The following is an 18535-nucleotide window of genomic DNA, read 5'->3' as shown; positions in this document are numbered from 1 at the left end:
CGGCTTATCTGACTACAGAAAAACCGATTATTTGTACGTTATAGTTGGGCTAGATGCTTTATTGGTTGGGACGCATGACTAATAAAGCAGATGCGCCACAGACGTGATTACTACCAAGCTGATAATGGTACGAAGGATAAAGATCAAAAATAGCTCTAAGACATTAAGCTTGATGTTTGACTTCAAAATCAGTGCACCTACTTCAGACATGTAGATAATCTGAGTAATTGAGGCAGCACCAACGATGAATCGTGTCATCTCACTCTCGATACTTTTACCCACCAATGCTGGCAAGTACATATCTGCAAAACCCATAATCATGGCAGGTGCCGCTTTTGCTGCCTCTGGAATCTGCAACCATTCAAGTACTGGCACTAACGGTGTCGCTATCCAGTTAAAGACAGGCGTGTACTCTGCTAAACCAAGGCCTATCGTACCGATAGCGAACGTGACTGGAATTAGCCCCAAGTAGATATCAAACAGATTATGGACGCTGCGTTTGAACACTTTACCTAAGCTAGGCATAGAGTGCGCACGAGTCACTGCACGGTTTACAGCCCATTGATAAGTTGTATATTCAGCAGGAATGCCTTCATCAAGCATGCTCTTGCCCGAGTGATACGTATCAGGCTTGAGCGATAATGGCGGTATGCGCGGCATGATAATCGCAGCGATGAAACCGGTTAGCGCAATGGTCAGATAAAAGAAGACGAAGTTATTGTCCACGCCGATGGTTTTGGCCACCACATAGGTAAAGGCGATAGAAGTGACTGAAAATGTGGTCGCGATAACTGCAGCTTCACGTTGGCTGTAAAAGCTTTTATCATACTCTTGCATAGTGACTAGCAAGCCGATAGACGCTGCACCAAACCAAGAAGACATCGCATCGACAGCAGAACGACCAGGTAGTTTGAAAAGTTTGATAAATACTTTACTGGCTAAAGTACCCAAAAATTCCATCAAACCAAAATCAGTCAAAAATGGCAGGGATAAAATGGCAAAGAAGAACAATGGAATCAAGACAGGAATCAAATCTTCAAAAATGACACCGCCCGTATTACGGTTGATAATAAACTCAGGACCGACCTGTAGAAAAATCATCCAGACAAATGCCATACCTAAGAACCGGATAGCAAGCCAAAACCACTCAATATCAAAGAGTTTTTTGGCAAGCGAACCTTCACTCAGATTGGGCTTCAATACTTTGACTGCTAGCGCACCAAAAAAGGATATTGTCACGAGCGCCATCGTGATATAGGTCACAAAACCGCCCAACGCAGTTTGTAGCGTATCGGTCAACACACCCAATAAAATCGTGACTTTACCATCCCACTCGAACGGTATGATAAATAACGCAATACCCAACGCTGAAAATAACAAAAATTTCCACATTGCCGCACGCCACTGTCCTGCTTTTGGCGTTTCCGGATCGACCGTATTATTCCCTAAAATCGGCTGCTGCGACTTATCCATGTAACTCGTCATTTAATTTCTCCTTAATGGGCGATGATTGCCAGTTTTTCCATTTTTCTGTCTGACCAATACCTGGGTTGAGCGAATTGGTTGGGTCCAGTTTTTTATAAAAATAATGTAGTTCCGTTTTTGCAGGGTATACGTGCCCCACATTGTGCTCAGCAGGATACTCGATATGGCGCTGATTATAAAACGCCAGCAGGTCTTCCTTGAATTGCTCGGCATTGGTCTTAGGTTTCAATAAATAGTCTTGGTGCAGCACATGGCAGAAAAAATGTCCCAAATAAAACGTTTTACTGACTTGTTCTTTTAAGTGATGAGGTAAAGTCTCATCCCAATCTGTGGCGTTACGTGGTAAAGCAATGTCGGTCGATAGTAGCTCACCAAATTGGGTGTGGTTGAGATTATGGTAGCGAAACATAGCGGCGGTGGCGGCACTACGAAACACTAATAACGCCTGTGCTTCTTTTTCAGTACACAGATGCAAGACGCCTTGATGTTGCTGTAGATGGTTTTGCAAAAATGTCTGTGCAGCAGCGATATTATTGCCATCATGTTTATCGGAATTTTCATTAATGCCATTGTCACAACCATTAGCCACTTTGATAATCAAATGATAACGGTATGATTGCGACTGCTCAGCCAAAGGCGTTGGCAATGATGGCGGCATAAAGACACTGGCCATCTGTAGCACACGGTCAGGCAAAGTCTGTGGCAATCGCCATTTGTCCAAATAATAGCCAATCTTCGTTTGTAACCGATACAGCGCACCTATCTTGCTAGCAGGGAGCTTTTGCATACTTAAGCAAGTATCGCGACCATAACGTATGGTAATGTCGTTATAGTCTTTGTGCATATACTCTGCCAACACAGGCAATTTCAAATCGCTTTTTAGCCACTGTTGCCTGAGCGTGGTCAAGGTATCAGCATCGTTGGTCGAGATATAGAATGTTTGCTCTTGCATCGGTTTGGCAAAGGTCGCCACTCGCACAGCAAATACGATGACTTTGCCTGCTGAACCCGATGCTTCATACAGCCCATTGGGGTCATTATTAAATCTAGCAGGCGTGTCCGCTTCGCAATCGCGTACTTTGTGTTGATACTGATGGTTGGTACAGGCTTTACTGTTCGCACTATTCAGATTTTCCTTGAATGTGCCAGCCTCTAGATTTTCAAGCATCTCCTCTGGATGCGTTCCCAAATCCAATCCTAAATGATTGATTAATTCAAACGCTCCTAAAGTATTGCGTTTGGCAAACATCGACATCTCAGTATACGCAGGACCACGCTGCACCAACATACCGCCTGAGCTGTTGCAGATGCCACCAATCACCGAAGCACCAACACAACTAGAGCCTAAAACTGAATGCGGCTCACGCCCTAAAGGGGCAAGCGTGTACTCTAATTGCTGAAGGGTCGCCGCTGGCAAGGCAATAAGCTCTTTTGCATTGTTAAGTAAGTGGACACCGTTCAATGACTGCATCGAGATAACCACCAGTGGTCTATCATACTCACCGTAAGGTGTTGAGCCACCTGTCAGGCCAGTATTGGCCGCTTGGGCGATAATAATCGTATCTGCTGCTGCACAAAGGTTAATGACACACCATAGAACCACTAAACTGTCTGGTGTTACGACAGCCAATACCTTATCCATACTTGCTTCTATAGCACCTTGTACATAAGACTGCTGTTGGCTTGGCTTTGTCATTACATTAGTCGTGCCAGCAACGGCCACTAAGTCTGCTAACAAACTCGCCTGCGATGCATTCAAACTATTAGACGAGTGGTTAGCATTTAACATTGCAGACGTTTTCCCTTGAGTGACCAGCCTTTAATACATTTAAGTCGCTATCGTTACCATAAGTCGTTACCGTTAACTAAAGCAGGTAAATGTTTGCCCCATCTCAGCGATAAACGCATCAGTCTCATCAATCTCATAGATAATCGGCTGCTTGCCGTTGATGTCTTTTTGCAAAGCTTCTAGCAATTGCTGTTTGTCAGTAATTCTGCGATATCCAGCACCAAATCCTGCTGCTAAAGGTTCAAAGTTCGGTGTCTTAATATTGACACCAATCAACGGTAGTCCGCCCTCTTCCATATAGCGGCGGATTTCACCATAACCTTGGTTGTTCCATAGCAGGACAATCAATGGTAGCTCAAGCTCGGCGGCGCAGATGAGTTCTGCAATGGTAAATTGAATACCGCCATCACCCATTAGGCTGACGACAGGCGATTTTGAGCCCACCATCGCACCAATAGCAGCGGGTAAGCCATAACCTAACGTGCCAAAGCCTGTCGATGAGTTAAACCATCTACGGGTCGCCAATGCCTCAAAGCCAAGATTGCCGCTATAAACAATCTGTGTCGAGTCACCAACGAAGATAACGTCTTTCACTTCATCGCGAATAAGTTGAAGCAATGCATTTTGACCCGAAAAATCTGGCGTCATATCTGCTAACAATGCCTGCTTTGCCTCGGCGACTCGCACGACTGCTTGATGGTCTAGCGCTTGATTATTCAACTCCTGACTTTCTAAGCGTGTGCAGAGTCCGCTAACCGCCATTTGCGCATCGGACAATACCGCGATGTCGGCTCTAAAAGGACGATGCAGTTGCTGAGCATCGCAGTCGATACGAATCAACGTGCCATTAATCTTAAACTCGCCATTAAAAAAGACATCATAGTCAGTCTCACCAAGCTCAGTGCCAATGGCCAATACCAAATCAGCCTCGGTGATAACGGCTCGACCTGCCTCTAATGACTGGTTGCTGCCTAAACTCAACGGATGAGCAGGTGGTAATAGACCTTTAGCATTAATCGTCAAAAACGTCGGCGCATCGATCAGCTCTGCCAGTTTCTGTGCCGAACTATCGACATCAACGCAGCCGCCACCATAAAGCAACACTGGATTCTTTGCTGATTTTAACGTCTCAACGATCAAATCAAGCTGCGCAGGATTAGGCAGTGGTCTCATGACTTGCGGTAGCGTCAGAGCGATATTACTAGCTTGGCTAGCTTTAGAATCGTTTATGCTAGAAGGAGAGTTGCTTACGCTAGGCGGCTTGGCCACGTGGCTGGCATCGGCAGTGATGACATCAATAGGCAACTGGATGTGAACTGGTCCCGGACGCGCACCATTAAATAAAGCAAAGGCTTCTGCGATGACTTTCGGTAGCGACTCAGGTTGCCAGATGGTCTTACTCGTGAGTGCAACTTTACTGACCATGCCCTGCTGATCATGCAGCTCATGTAAGTGCCCTTCCTCACTACCGGTATCTTTTACTTTATTCACACTAGATATCACTAGCATCGGTATAGAATCAGCCAATGCCTGTGCCATCGCAGTCATGATATTGGTCATGCCAGGGCCAGTAATAATGAAACAAACGCCAACCTTTCCAGAAGCACGATAGTAGCCATCCGCCATAAACCCAGCGCCTTGCTCATGACGCGGTGTCACGTGACGAATATCAGTATTGGGCAGGCCACGATACAGCTCTACTGTGTGCACACCGGGTATACCAAATACGGTCTCTACACCATAATATTCTAGCCATTGTACTAGCAGCTCACCGCAAGTTAGAGATGGGACTGTAGATAAGTCAGAAGGTATTTGGGTCAGTTGAGTCATGAGTTTTTCATCCTGAAAAATGTAATAAGTATTAAGTTAAGATTTTTATATTGGTTAGCTATTTTTTTAAATATGTCTTAAATGCTATCAATCATAAATCATGGTGCCGTAACCAATCATCAATCATGACGTTTAAGCGTTTACCTGAAAAACTAGGAAAATGACCGCCGTGGACAACTCGTACAGGTAATGCATTTAAGCGGCGCATACTCTTGGCATAATCAGACATATTGCTGTGCCATGTATCTTCGATTAATGGACCGTCATAGATAAGATCACCAGAAATCAAAGTTTCGCTAGCCGCTTCCCATAAGGCGATACCACCTGGGGAGTGACCGGGTGTATGAATCACTTCAAATTGACGATTGCCCAAATCAATCATGTCACCATCTTCAAGTTGCATGATTTTCGTTGGTGCAGCGATTTTATAGCCGCAATGAGCGTAAGGCTCAGGAGGCAGCGCATCAAACATCTCATCGTTGACAAACATATCAGCCAAGGTGCGAGCATTGTCTGGATCAGCAAGAATATGGGCTTCAGCAGAATGTACATGGCAGCAATCAAACTCGTTTGCTGCGCCAATATGGTCAAAATGAGTATGGCTAGCAACACCAACGATATCGCGATCAGCAAGCAAAGCAACGTGGCGGCGCAATGGTACAGCACCTAAGCCAAAATCTACTAATAAATCGCGCTGACTGCCTCGCACGTGCCACAGATTACAGCGAAAAAACGGCTTGATCCACGGCTCATCGATGAGCGTAATACCATCACTGAGGGTGGTTGTTCGATACCAGTTTTCTGGTTTGATACGTGGTAATAATTGCTCACTCATGAGTCCGCTCCATTAACGACATGAGTATCTTTAAGAACACGCAAGTCCTTAAGATAGTTTTGGTGCGTGCGACTCTCATCGATGCAGGCGAGATCGATGTCTACTATCATGCTGCCAGCTGCTAAACCAAGTCGGCCAAGAACCTCACCATCAGGACCAGCAACGATGCTATTGCCACAGTAGTGGAGCGTCTCTTCCACACCTGATCGGTTTATACAAGCAACAAAACATTGATTGTCCATTGCGCGCGCGCGGATTTGTAGCACCTGACGCTCTGCATTCGGCAACATATTTGCCGTAGGTGATAATATGATTTGAGCACCTGCTTGCGCCAGCTCTCTTGCTACTTCTGGAAACTCATTGTCATAGCAAATCATCAATCCTAATTTACCGAATCGAGTCTCAACCACACAGGATTTCTTGCCTGCAACAAAAAACTCGTTTTCGCGATCCCATAGATGCCGTTTATGATAAGTGGCAAGGTGCTGACCATTGTCATCTAGCAATACGGCAGCGTTAGCCAACTCGCCATTAGCCCCCTGCTCAGCCAGTCCAAACAGCAAATGCAAATTGTATTTATCAGCAAGTTTACTGGCTTCGGTGACGATTGGACCATCGATCGCTTCAGCTAGACCATCAAGGCGCTCAAAGATATTGTAGCCTGTGAATGCCAGCTCTGGTAATGCGAGCAGATCTACTTTTGCCTCTACTGCTAGTCGACAGAGTGACTCCAATGCTTCTAAATTAACAGTAGACTCAGCCCATAAAGGGTCCGTTTGAGCAATCATCAATCTCATAATGAAGGCTCCTTTTGAGCAGAAGTGATCGCACTATTAGGACGAGTGAATAAAGTAGCACCTAACCAGTAAAGTCCACCAGTGATGATAAAGACGGGTAACGAGGCCCCAACAGATGGCGGTGCTATCAAGGTCCAGTAAGCGGCAAGCGCTGCCCCCATTATGTAGGCCACGATAGCAATTTTTGCAGTAGGACGGCCCAATTGCTTAGTAGAATTAAGCAGCTTTTCTGTATAGCCTTCTTGACCAACAAGATAGTAATCAACAATCATGACTGAGAATGCTGGGATGAACAATGCACCAACGATTAACAAGAAGTTTTGGAACTGATCTAAAATACCGGGAATCAGTGCACCAAAAATAGTGACTAAACCAATGATAAGTGCAGGTTTCCAAAAGCTCATATTAGGCGCTATGTTCATGCATGATAGCGTTGCGCTATACACGGCCATCACATTGGTTGTCATGACTGAGAAGAAAATAACCAATGCGGCTGGCAGACCAAAACCAAATTCAGCGAGCAAGCGAGTCGGATCGTAAGTCTGCTCCATGCCGTTTAGGATAGAGAGCCCTGAGATTGTCGCACCCAAGCCCATAGCAACGATGGCCGCTATGATATAACCAAAGTAAGTACCCCATACTGCAATTTTAGATGTCTTACAATTGCGGTTGTAATCGGCTGCCGAAGACATCCAAGAAAACGCAGTGGCGATGACGATATCAAAAGCGATACCTAACGTAATACCATTGCGCGATTCAACTGGCATCTCAAATAGTGTAGAAACGTCATAATGCTGATTTAACTGATAGAGCACCACGACGGTAAGACCTGCCATTGCTAGTGCTGCCCAGCGTTCAACAAGTTCAATACCAAGATGACCACGTAATACAATCAACACCACGACTGTCTCGCACAGAATGACAAATAGCGGCAGATTGCTATAACCTGTCGTGGCTTCAACGGCATAGTTCAGGCTCATGCCAGCGAGCAAAGCCTGAATACAGCTCCACGCGATGAGCACACCCATGTTTACCAGTGAAATCAACTGACTACCCAGTGGCCCATAAGCTCTACGCGTTAGTGCCATTGAGGGCAGACCAGTACGCTGACCCATCAGACCAACTAGGAGTAAAGGAATTGCACCGATCAATGAGCCAATGAGTACTGTCGTTATAGCGGTGGTAAACCGTAAATCAGGTACTAACAACATCCCAGTTAAAATAGTCGTGACCACTATATTTGCACCGAACCACAGCGCAAACGTACCAATCGAACCTAAACTGTGTCCAGCCTCATTTGGAGAGAGCGTATCTTGACCAAAAAATGAAGAAGGTTTACTCATGAGCGTCTTCCTTAACCGAGTTGTATTAATACCAGCAAGCCAATTGCACTGGTGACGATGCAGCTATCCGGTCATATACCATATTTGGATAGCTACTCTATGCTCCTAATTTAACCAATAAGAGAGAGCTACTAACCCATCCCTTTATGATTATCATTGCGAGATACCATACCTTTATTAGTAAACAACTTAGACCTTATCGTCGTAACGCACACCCGGTAGAATACATAGCATTTCAAACAATAAGTTCGCAGCCAGTACAGAGGTGTTACCAAATGGATCATAAGGTGGTGATACTTCAACCAAATCACCGCCGACTACATCTAGACCGCGCATACCACGAATGATTTCGATACCTTGAGTTGATGTCAAACCACCGATTTCCGCAGTACCAGTACCAGGTGCAAATGCAGGGTCAATACCATCAATGTCAAAGCTTAGATAGACAGGACCATCGCCTAGCTTTTCGCGTACTTCTGCCATCAACGGAGCCAATGACTTGTACCAGCATTCCTCAGCAGGCACAACGCGAAAGCCCTGCTCGGTCGACCAGTCAAACTCTTCGGCACTATAACCTGTACCACGCAGACCAATCTGTACCACACGGTTGCCATCGATTAGGTTTTCTTCGACAGCACGGCGAAATGGTGTGCCGTGGGCGATTTTTTCGCCAAACATATCATCATTGATATCCGCATGAGCATCGATATGCACCATACCGACAGGGCCGTGTTTTTTGGCAAGTGCACGTAAGATAGGAAGTGCGATGGTATGATCGCCGCCTAATGTTAGTGGAATCGCGCCGTGTTTAACGATTTTATCGGTATAGAATTTTTCGATGATATCGACGCTTTTTAGGAGGTTAAAAGTATTGATGGGTACATCACCAATATCAGCGACTTGTAATGACTCAAAAGGGGCAGCACGAGTGGCCACGTTGTAAGGACGAATCATGCGTGACTCATCACGAATCTGTCTCGGGCCTAGTCTCGCACCGCTACGGTTCGATGCACCGATATCCAAAGGCACGCCAACGAACGCCACATCTAGTCCTTCGGCGTCGGCTTGAGTTGGCAGGCGCATCATGGTGGCGAAACCGCCAAATCTTGGCATCTCGTTGCCGCTTAATGGTTGATTGAAGCTCATAGGGTACTTCCTTGTTTTATTTCGTTTAGGTAAACAATTTGCTACATGCCATTGACAATACATAAATATAAGGAAAGGAACCATGGTAAAATTTAGAAGTAAACTTCTAATTTTTCGTAGTAATATCGCTTTATACGTTATTATTAGAAGTATAAGAAAGTAATATTTTTGAGGAGTAACGCTTGATACTGGATGAGTTGATAAAAATAGATATCAAAACGCTGCGTAGCTTTATGGCTATCGTAGAGTGTCAAGGCGTGACAGCCGCTCAGTCACGCTTGAATGTCACGACTTCTGTCATAAGTGGACATTTGACGCATTTAGAAGACCGTTTGGGCATGACATTATGCCACCGAGGCCGAGCAGGATTTAAGCTGACAGAAGACGGTGCTGCTGTATACGAGGCTTGTTTGGGTTTCACTGAGTCGGTTGCTAGCTTTCAGCATCAGCTGCATTACATTAAGCAATTAGACTCGGTCCATGGTGGTCATATCCGGCTATGCTTGATCGACCAGATGCCCACGTTTTTTTATGACGTGCTTAGGCAACGGCTGGCTAACAGCTACCGTGATAATCCATTGATACACTTTTCTATTGACGTGCAAAGCCCTGAGAGCATGATAGAAAAGCTCTTAAGTAATGAGAGTGATATTGGTGTGGGTTATTTTGGCAGCTTTCCACCCCTACTCACTTTTCAGCCAGCATTTGTTGAAAAACAAGTGGTCTGCTGCGGACGTGAGCATCGTTTGTTTTATGACTCAGAGAGACTGACATTTAAGGAGTTAGAGCAAGAGCATCATTGGATTAAAAGGGGGTATATTACCGATGTCAGTATCAACCATATCCGTCCAAAAATATTAAGCGCTACCACTTATCATATGGAGGCAACTGCGCAGCTTATCCTTGCAGGTCATCATGTTGGCTACTTGCCGCGTGATCTCGCGAAACGCTATGAAGGGATGGGACTGATGAAAATACTACTGCCCAATGAGGCGAGTTATAACGTCGAACATCATTGGGCTTATAGAGGAAATCTGCACAAACAAGTTGCTGATTTTTTGAATAAAATGATGCATTTATTATAAATAAATTACTGCACATAACTCGGGCGTGTCTTCATTTTAAAAATGGTGATAAAAATCAGATAAATTGCCATCAAATAAGGAAAATAGCGCAGATAATATCGGGATATTGACCCGCTATTTGACGATGTTTGGCAAGATTTAGCCATTTTTAGCCCAGTTAGATGACTATTGAGTGAATTGAATACATGCTCTAAACTGCTGTTGGTAGCTCTCGATGTTTTAAGCCAATGGTTCTCAGCCTGCCTTTGTCATCGACTTCTTTGATGACCAGTGACCACTCGTCGCTTATGACGACAGTGTCACCAGAGACTGGTGCAGTATCCAAACGTTGCTTAACATACTCAGCGACTGTCTGGTCCCACATGCTTTTTGAGCCATCTTTAGGTTTTGGTTTTAGGTTGTCCACTAGAGATTCGGACGTCATCGCGCCAGTAAAAAATGGCAAATCGCCGAGTTTGACACTGGGTGATAGCAGCCAATCTCCATAAAAGTCATCAATCGCTTTATGATTCAAAGTCGTGTCATTAAAGATTTTGGCAATCTTGCTGGCGTGATTGCCTCGCATTGCATACCAAACGCTATCACCAAATTTGAGCTTCGTCTCTTCATCAGTAACGACAATCTGCTGTCCACGTACCAACGCAAAAATACGAATCTCATCAGGGTTGACACGCTTAGAGATCTCCAAGGGATGTCGACCTATAGCAAAAGCACCGGATTGAACTTCGAACTCATACAGAGTAATACTGGCTTTATCAGACACCCAAACTTCGTGTTCTTCTTTTGGGTCTTTGTTCGTTGGAATACGCACTTTAAACAAATTCGCCATGATAGGAATGGTTGTTCCTTGCAAAATCAAAGACACAACGACCACGCCAAAAGCAATATCGAACAGCATAAAGGCATTGTCTATGCCTGCCATCACCGGTAAGAGAGCCAATGTAATAGGTACCGCACCACGCAGTCCAACCCAAGAAATAAAGCCAATTTCTCTGTCTTTAAATTTGAATGGTTTGACACTGGTATATACGGCGATAGGACGAGCAACGAAGATCATAAAGGCCGCTATCGCTACTGAATAGTGCCAGACATTGAGAACATTCGATGGTGTGACTAGTAGCCCTAATACGACAAATAGCACCGCTTGTGATAGCCATGCAAAGCTATCCATCACTCGCATCACATGCTCAGTCGAGCGCACTTTGTGATTGCCAATCATGACACCCGTGAGATATACCGCCAAAAACCCACTACCGCCTAGCATGTTGGTAGCCGCAAAAACGGCCAAGCCAGCAGACAGTATCAAAATAGCATACATACCCTCTGCCAAGTGCACCTTGGGCAATAGCCGCGATAACAAATAACCAAAGAGCAAACCCATGCCTAAACCAACGCCCAACTGCTGCAACAGCAAACCTAAAAATCCAAGTACGCTCTGACCATCCGGATCCACATTTAGGGCAATCAAACCAGTGACCAATAAAATAGCCAATGGATCGTTGCCACCGGACTCCAGCTCAAGCGTGGCTTGGACGCGATCGTTAAGCTTGACACCGCCATTACGTAATAGAGAAAATACCGCTGCCGCATCGGTCGAACCAACGATGGCCGCCATCAATAGACCAAAGCGCCAATCGACATCGAGCAACCAAGTGACAAACACCCCGAGCACCATGACCGTGGCTAGCACGCCCCATGTGGCTAGCGTAATCGCGGGCTTGAGTCCGACTCGGAATGACTTAAAAGAAGTACGCAGACCACCATCTAGCAAAATACAGGCTAAAGCTGCCTGCCCGACGAAATTGGCCAACGCATATTGAGAAAACTCAATCCCTAAGATACCTTGCTCGCCAGCCAACATGCCTACTATCAAAAACAATAGTAACAATGGAACGCCCAAGCGCGCTGACAATGTACTGGCCATAATACTGGCGAAAATTAACAATGCTCCTACGAGGTATAGGATATTTAAGGTATCCATCTTTTTTTAAGCCCTATTTTTATCAATGGTGATGAATTAAGTTGGTGCGAAAATATTACAATTTAATCTTTTACCTTTACTAGTAAGATCCAGATCTAAATATAGTTGATTCAATTTAAAAGAGAGTCAGGGCAACCGAGTGTAGCTGTAACTGTGATACTTCAAGCGAGGTTGACGCCGCCATTCTTTTATAGAGGATTACCTATACTAAAAATATCATTAAGAATAACATCTACTATCATGTCTATAAAAACTATCTATAAAGATTTTTACTAGCATTTTCTTTCACTTTGATCATGATTATATAAGTGAGTGTGATGACACGTCTTAAGCCCTATAAATACAGTTGGAGCTGTTTTGCATACTATTTTAGAGACTCTCTTCAATACTGGCTACGCTTGTATATATTGCCACGTAAGCACTAAAATAGCGGCAGCAATCATCCAAGCCACAACTCCTAGCATTAATGCTTTATATAAGCTGACATAGCCAATGCTAAAAAACACCACAAAAGTATAGATAAGATGAGGTATGACGCCGAGCATGCTAAATATCAAGGCGACTTTTAAATCAGCAGGGCTACGTTCGGTACCAACAATGAAATGGCTGATCAAAGTAAACGTGGGGAAAAGTGGCGCAAGTGCTGCCAAATAGAAAAATCGAGTTTGTGCAAATAATTGAATCGCCAATACCATCAAGGCACCAATAAGCATTTTTAGCCAAATCATGATGCGTTCTCTCCTGTCGCATATCAATCGCTTAATTTATCACGATAATGAACGCACAGAACAAAATAGCTGATAATAAATAATGAGAATCCTAAAATACAAAAAAAGCCCTACTTAGCATTGTGCCAAATAGGGCTTTCACTGTCTAAAAACTAAAAAAAATTGATATAAAAGTTAATTTCTTTTATGCACTGCTATTCATTTAAGAAGGCTTTAGTGCCGCGCTGATGTCTGCTAATAATGGCGGGATATCATGCTTGTCGGCGATGACTTCTAGCATCACCAACTTATCCGTAGTCACTGCTGCTTTTTCGAGTGCTGCTTTCAACTCACCAGCGGTCTCTACTTTGATCATTAAGCTATTTTCTTCAGTCGCACCAAAGGCTTGTGGCATCAACTGCCAATTGCATTTAGGAATATCATTGTAAGCTTGATTTTCACCATGGATTGCACGCTCTACCGTGTAGCCATCATTATTAATCAATACAATGACTGGATTGATCCGCTCTTGGATCATCACTGCGATTTCTTGAATAGTGAGCAAGGCAGAACCATCACCAATGAGCAACACACTACGCTTGTCTGGTGACGCAATGGCAGCACCCAAACTTGCAGGCAGCGTATAGCCAATCGAACCCCACATTGGTTGCCCGTAAGAGGTAACACCCTGTGGCAAACGCACATCACTAATACCAAAGTATGCGGTACCTTGTTCAGAGAAAACCAAGTTATTATGATCTAAGTGGTCTGCAATAATATGCCACAGATCATCTTGGCGGATGGCTTCATCGTCTTTGCCGTTTTGCTCATGAGGATTGACAGGCTCACAGAAAGGTTTTGGCACGATTTTGATACCAGAGGTCATGACTTCATGCAAGACTTGCAACGCATCTTTTAGTGCAATCGGTGCAAAATTCTGACCACTAATTGACGCACGCTCATAATGCAAGTCTACTACCACATCTTCGTTGATATCTTGGCTGAATCCTGCCGTAGTTGTATCCGTATATTGCACCCCTATTTTTATCAGGCATTCGCAGTTTTCTACTACGTCCTTGACCACAGGGCGTGAGGCGACGCCTGCATAAGTTCCTGCCCAGCGATTACTGTTTTCATCAAGTAGCGTTTTACCCCAAGACAGCGTGGTATAAGGAATATCCGTATCAGCAATCAGTGCTTTAAGCTGATTTTGCAACCCTAAACGATGCACCATCAAATCTGCCATAAGCGTCGTGGTTTTGTTCGGTAAAAACGCTATAAGTGCTTGCTTGAAATCCGCCAATGCCGCTTGGCTAGTGATATCTTCTTGGCTGTCGATCAGTTTTGTGGTTGGTGGGTAAATGGGCATTTTTGCTACATCAGGTGATAACAGCAAATAACCAGGACGATGTTTCTTAAGAATCAAGCGGATGACACGATCAATCTCTGAGGCCGCGTTTTCTGGTGTGAGTTGCGCCCGTGCCACGGTCACTGGCTCCACCATTTTAATAAAGTGATTGAATACGCCATCACCAAGCGAGTGATGAATACGGCGCTTTGAGTCTTGTAGAGCGGTACTTGGCGCTCCCACAATATGTAATACAGGCGCGTACTCAGCAAAAGAGCCTGCCGTCGCATTAATCGCTGACAACTCCCCCACACCGAAAGTCGTGACCATTGCCGCAAACCCACGCTCACGGGCGTATCCATCTGCAGCATAACCAGCATTTAGCTCATTAGTATTACCCACCCAACGCAATTTATCAGAGGCAAGAATATTATCCAAAAAAGTTAGGTTAAAATCACCAGGGACACCAAATATCTCCGACGCACCCGCTTCTGCGATGCGATCAAACAAATAATCAGCGATGGTATATTGTTGACTCATTTTATATCCTTATGACTTATCATTATAAGTATTGACGATTGTTTATCTAATTGAAGTAAATTATAAATCGTATTCCAGCCTATTTATTCAATGCAAAGCTTTTGGAATAGTTTTTATAAGAAACTGTTATAACATATCTATGCAGTTGGATGACATGCCTGTTTTACTAACTTTACTTTTTTTTAACGTAAGTGTTGACAGGTAAAAAAAACTGCGTATAATACGCCTTCATCAACTGACGATAGTTAATTGATAATTAGCGGGAATAGCTCAGTGGTAGAGCATAACCTTGCCAAGGTTGGGGTCGAGAGTTCGAATCTCTTTTCCCGCTCCAAATATGGCTTGAAAGAGCACTAAAATACTCACTTCTTATTTAAGAAGTGAGTATTTTTTTTGCCTGATTTTCGGGGCTTTTAGAGAAATTCTCGAAATATCTTTTTAAATATAGTTAAGTCTAACTACTCAAACAAAAATCCCGTTTTCTTGACGGTGCCCAAACTGTGCCCTACCCTAAAACCTCTTTCAATATCTCGACGTACATCCCCAGTACAGTTAGTATTATGCACCCAAATGCCTTTTTTTCCTACAAAATAAGTATGAGTATCGGCGACTTCAATGTTATAGACATAATCAGTGAAGGCATTGGATGTAGCTCTGGAGTCGTTCTCCCAATCTGGCACTCTGTAGGCTGCAACTAACTTACTATAGTACTCTATCTCGACACGATTCTCAGGATTGTCTTTGTCTAAAAACTTATGAAACTTCGCATAAGGTTCAGAACCATCCTCCGAATGTAAGTCCCTACCTAAAAGACTATTGTCATCATTAGTAAACACCTCTACAGCTTCACCATTCCTAAAGTCAATCACCCCTACCCTATATCAATTTCACCTGGATCTGCATGCTTATCTTGACAGCTGTGCATATACAACCCAACCTTTGGATCGCTAGTTGCTATGACATACTTTCCTCCAATTTGATAAGGATCATACACCTCTTCGTGATATCTACCAGATATGTCAAGTATTTCACCTTGATGGCCTCTTTCTGGAAAAATATAATTAACAATATCGTTAGATGTAATGAACTTTGCAGCTACCCATCTTGGTTTTTCCTCATCGCTGGATTCCGTGCAGGCTGGATGATTATCAGTACAGTAAATACCCTCAACAGGCGTTATAATCTTTTGTTTAGTAGCAGACTTGATGGTTCTTATCACAGGCTTATAGACCAGTTCTCCTTCACCACTTTCATCTTTAGACAGTACTTTATCACCGATTTTTAACTCCTGAATCGGTACTAGACCTTTATCAGTATGTACGAGCGTGCCTGCGACAAAGCAAAACTCTTCTTTAACCTTTATCTTTTCTGCTAACTTAGCTCTATCATCTGTTGATGCCAGTAGTTTTCTAGCGAGCTTATCTTGATCAAATAAATCATTTATGATTTCCTGATGCAATCTACTGGAACTATAGTCCGCAAACTTTTTATCTGAGCGAATCCCAAAATCAACGATATCCTCATCTACCTTATATTTGTAATAGTCAATTAAACTATCTACATCGTTAATGATTGGCTGTTTTTCATTCAACCTTCTGATCACAGAAGCATCAAGAATGCTGGCTCTAGAAGCAAGAATAAAGCTATTATGTATCTGTAGCGCTTGAGCAAGATGTTCATAAGTGCTTAATTCCTTATTAATATTATTTTTTAACAAGTGAGCGTTTTCGTATGCATATTGCGCTGCATCCAGAGAGTCTTGCTTGCCTTGTCCTGGAACAGTCAATATTTTGTTTGAGTCTTTTATACTAAATGTCGTGCCATCGACCATGTCCTTTATAAATTTAAGCTTATCCGCTGAATTTGTATCAACTTCACCCAAAGAAATATCATATATTTTTTTGGCAACTCGTTTTCCTTGTTCATTTTCAACCGTTTTCCATGTACTGTTATTAATCACTTCTTTCAATTCAAAGCTCCCATCCTTAATAGCTTCTATAATATGTTTATCAAATATCTCATATTGCGTTTTATTTTTAAGGGAATGTAAAATAACTACATTTGGATTTTGATCACCTTTCAGTCGATAAAGTTGTCTATACATTATATCTATATAATTATGTCGAGCAATATTTGCAAAGCTTTCCTCATTGTAAGCGGCTTTAGGATTGTCTGCATGTTTGTTCAAGCCCGAGAATGTCAGTGACGCCTTGCGATCGACCACCACATCTCTAACATACTCTTTGCCCTTAAAAATAAATTTAAAATTCTCGAAATATCTTTTTAAATATAATTGAATCTAACTACTCAAATAAAAATACCACTTTCATAACGGTGCCCATGTGGTGCCCAAACTGTGCCCTACCCTAAAACCTCACATACATAACTGACCATACTTTGGCTATACCAGCTATTAAGCATAATATGATGAATGTAAAATTTCTATAACAACTTCTCTTAAATACAGTTTGAGCTTAGTGGGCTAATAAATTGCGCTCGAAAGAGATACTATTAAGATTTTATATGAGATTATGATTTTTTAATCATTTAACCTCTTACATTACTGCACACTATTAATGAAAGCATCTGTCTTCATATAATCTTCTAGGGCCGTTGTAAACCTTTCAATGGCTTTCAATCTACTTGACTTAGGATAGCGATTCGTCACTTGATAACAAGTATATTCGGGTGCAAGTACACTAAGCTCAGATATTTTAACAGGGTGGATTCTTTCAAATACACGTGCAATCCAAACAGGAACGATAGCCCATTTTTCTTCAAAGTCAAAAACAGTGAATAATAGTGAAACCGTATCAACACTAGAATACTCATTCTGATTTTTTTCCCACCAAAAATTATGCCATATATGGTATTCAGAAACACTTGAAAAAAGAATTTCATCAGCTGTATCTAAATCATGCGGGTGAACCAATCTAGCATATTTTGAGGAGATGGAAGAAATAACAACGCCTCTAGATTTAAATAAAGGTTTAGATATAGCATTTGGATATTTTAATGAATTAAGTGTGAAGCCGATATCGATATCGTTATTCTCAATGAGGTCATAAATAGTTTTGCTCCAGTGAGAACTCACATTTAAAGTAATCCCATTGCAGCTTTCACTAGCTTTCTTATCATCTGTATTATTGTTATTAATCAATTCTTTATATAGATTTGAAAACACACAAGTATTTAAACTATCAATACTAGCTACACTTAAGTTCATTTTAGACTCTTGTAATGCCCATATTTTCGTTTCCCGCCATAACGCTTTCCAACGCATCGCTATTTCAACAAACTCCTCTCCCTTTTGTGTCAAGGTGACTAGCTTTTCACCACGTCCACGTATGAATAACTCACAGTCAAGATGTTCCTCTAGAGCGCGCAAGCGATGACTAACTGCCGATTGAGAGATGAACAGATTTTTGCTCGCTAAAGATAAGTTCTTTGTTTCTGTGATCATCAAAAATGTTTCTATTTGCTCAGTCTTCATTAGATTACCTCATGTTTATATATTAATAGTTTGAATATATCTAACCGCTTTAATTCATTATTATAATATTAACTGTAATGGTAGATTTAGGGGTGGATAAATTTTGTGCCAATAGTTGCAACATTGTTCCTACAGCATTAACTAGCCTTGCAGGTT

Annotated in this window: 14 protein-coding genes and 1 tRNA gene; 2 read left to right on the top strand and 13 right to left on the bottom strand. The window is 42.8% G+C overall.

The genetic code is table 11. The annotated features are described in order from the left end of the window. Positions 1 to 78 precede the first annotated feature (78 nt). From I6E84_RS09940 to speB, 7 genes are all read right to left on the bottom strand, one after another. Entirely contained in the window at positions 79 to 1485 is a 1407-nt protein-coding gene (locus I6E84_RS09940; protein ID WP_197217778.1) for a YjiH family protein, read from the bottom strand. Beyond that, positions 1466 to 3274: a D-lactate dehydrogenase gene (gene dld / locus I6E84_RS09935; protein WP_197217776.1), complete on the bottom strand. Its 1809-nt coding sequence runs from the start codon at positions 3272 to 3274 to the stop codon at positions 1466 to 1468. The genes I6E84_RS09940 and dld overlap by 20 nt, the downstream gene beginning before the upstream one ends. A gap of 72 nt (positions 3275 to 3346) precedes the next feature. After that, positions 3347 to 5104 carry a 5-guanidino-2-oxopentanoate decarboxylase gene (locus I6E84_RS09930; protein ID WP_197217774.1) on the bottom strand — a complete coding sequence of 586 codons (1758 nt, stop codon included), beginning with the start codon at positions 5102 to 5104 and terminating at the stop codon, positions 3347 to 3349. 91 nt (positions 5105 to 5195) lie between these two features. After that, positions 5196 to 5939, bottom strand: a complete 744-nt coding sequence (locus I6E84_RS09925; protein WP_197217772.1) for an MBL fold metallo-hydrolase — start codon at positions 5937 to 5939, stop codon at positions 5196 to 5198. Further along, entirely contained in the window at positions 5936 to 6736 is an 801-nt protein-coding gene (locus tag I6E84_RS09920) for a carbon-nitrogen hydrolase family protein (protein WP_197217770.1), read from the bottom strand. Before I6E84_RS09920 ends, I6E84_RS09925 begins: the two co-directional genes overlap by 4 nt. Beyond that, a complete protein-coding gene (locus I6E84_RS09915) occupies positions 6733 to 8079 on the bottom strand; it encodes a purine-cytosine permease family protein (protein WP_197217768.1) in 1347 nt (448 codons plus the stop codon). Before I6E84_RS09915 ends, I6E84_RS09920 begins: the two co-directional genes overlap by 4 nt. Positions 8080 to 8268: 189 nt before the next feature. After that, positions 8269 to 9225, bottom strand: a complete 957-nt coding sequence (gene speB / locus I6E84_RS09910) for an agmatinase (RefSeq protein ID WP_197217766.1) — start codon at positions 9223 to 9225, stop codon at positions 8269 to 8271. Between the two features lie 182 nt (positions 9226 to 9407). Between speB and I6E84_RS09905 the strand changes: the two genes are divergently transcribed. Beyond that, a complete protein-coding gene (locus tag I6E84_RS09905) occupies positions 9408 to 10310 on the top strand; it encodes a LysR family transcriptional regulator (RefSeq protein ID WP_227681443.1) in 903 nt (300 codons plus the stop codon). 190 nt (positions 10311 to 10500) lie between these two features. Here I6E84_RS09905 and I6E84_RS09900 read toward each other — a convergent pair whose 3' ends face one another. From I6E84_RS09900 to I6E84_RS09890, 3 genes are all read right to left on the bottom strand, one after another. Continuing rightward, on the bottom strand, positions 10501 to 12291 hold the full coding sequence (locus I6E84_RS09900) for a potassium/proton antiporter (protein WP_197217764.1): 1791 nt from the start codon (positions 12289 to 12291) through the stop codon (positions 10501 to 10503). A gap of 392 nt (positions 12292 to 12683) precedes the next feature. Further along, positions 12684 to 13019 (bottom strand): GlpM family protein, encoded by a 336-nt coding sequence (locus tag I6E84_RS09895; RefSeq protein ID WP_110922815.1) that lies wholly within the window; start codon positions 13017 to 13019, stop codon positions 12684 to 12686. Between the two features lie 202 nt (positions 13020 to 13221). After that, a complete protein-coding gene (locus I6E84_RS09890; RefSeq protein WP_197217762.1) occupies positions 13222 to 14886 on the bottom strand; it encodes an alpha-keto acid decarboxylase family protein in 1665 nt (554 codons plus the stop codon). Between the two features lie 259 nt (positions 14887 to 15145). Between I6E84_RS09890 and I6E84_RS09885 the strand changes: the two genes are divergently transcribed. Beyond that, positions 15146 to 15220, top strand: a tRNA-Gly gene (locus I6E84_RS09885). A gap of 124 nt (positions 15221 to 15344) precedes the next feature. On the opposite strand, the gene I6E84_RS14260 is transcribed toward I6E84_RS09885, so the two are convergent. The 3 genes from I6E84_RS14260 to I6E84_RS09870 form a co-directional block, all read right to left on the bottom strand. Further along, a complete protein-coding gene (locus I6E84_RS14260) occupies positions 15345 to 15755 on the bottom strand; it encodes a hypothetical protein (protein ID WP_320158640.1) in 411 nt (136 codons plus the stop codon). A 2-nt stretch (positions 15756 to 15757) separates the two neighbouring features. Next, entirely contained in the window at positions 15758 to 17074 is a 1317-nt protein-coding gene (locus I6E84_RS14125) for a Hint domain-containing protein (RefSeq protein WP_227681442.1), read from the bottom strand. A gap of 372 nt (positions 17075 to 17446) precedes the next feature. After that, positions 17447 to 18379 (bottom strand): LysR family transcriptional regulator, encoded by a 933-nt coding sequence (locus I6E84_RS09870; RefSeq protein WP_197217760.1) that lies wholly within the window; start codon positions 18377 to 18379, stop codon positions 17447 to 17449. Positions 18380 to 18535 lie beyond the last annotated feature (156 nt).

Origin of the sequence: Psychrobacter sp. SCQQ22, from assembly GCF_015864605.1 — a bacterium.
Lineage (GTDB): Bacteria > Pseudomonadota > Gammaproteobacteria > Pseudomonadales > Moraxellaceae > Psychrobacter > Psychrobacter fozii.
This window is presented reverse-complemented; position numbering and strand designations above follow the sequence as displayed.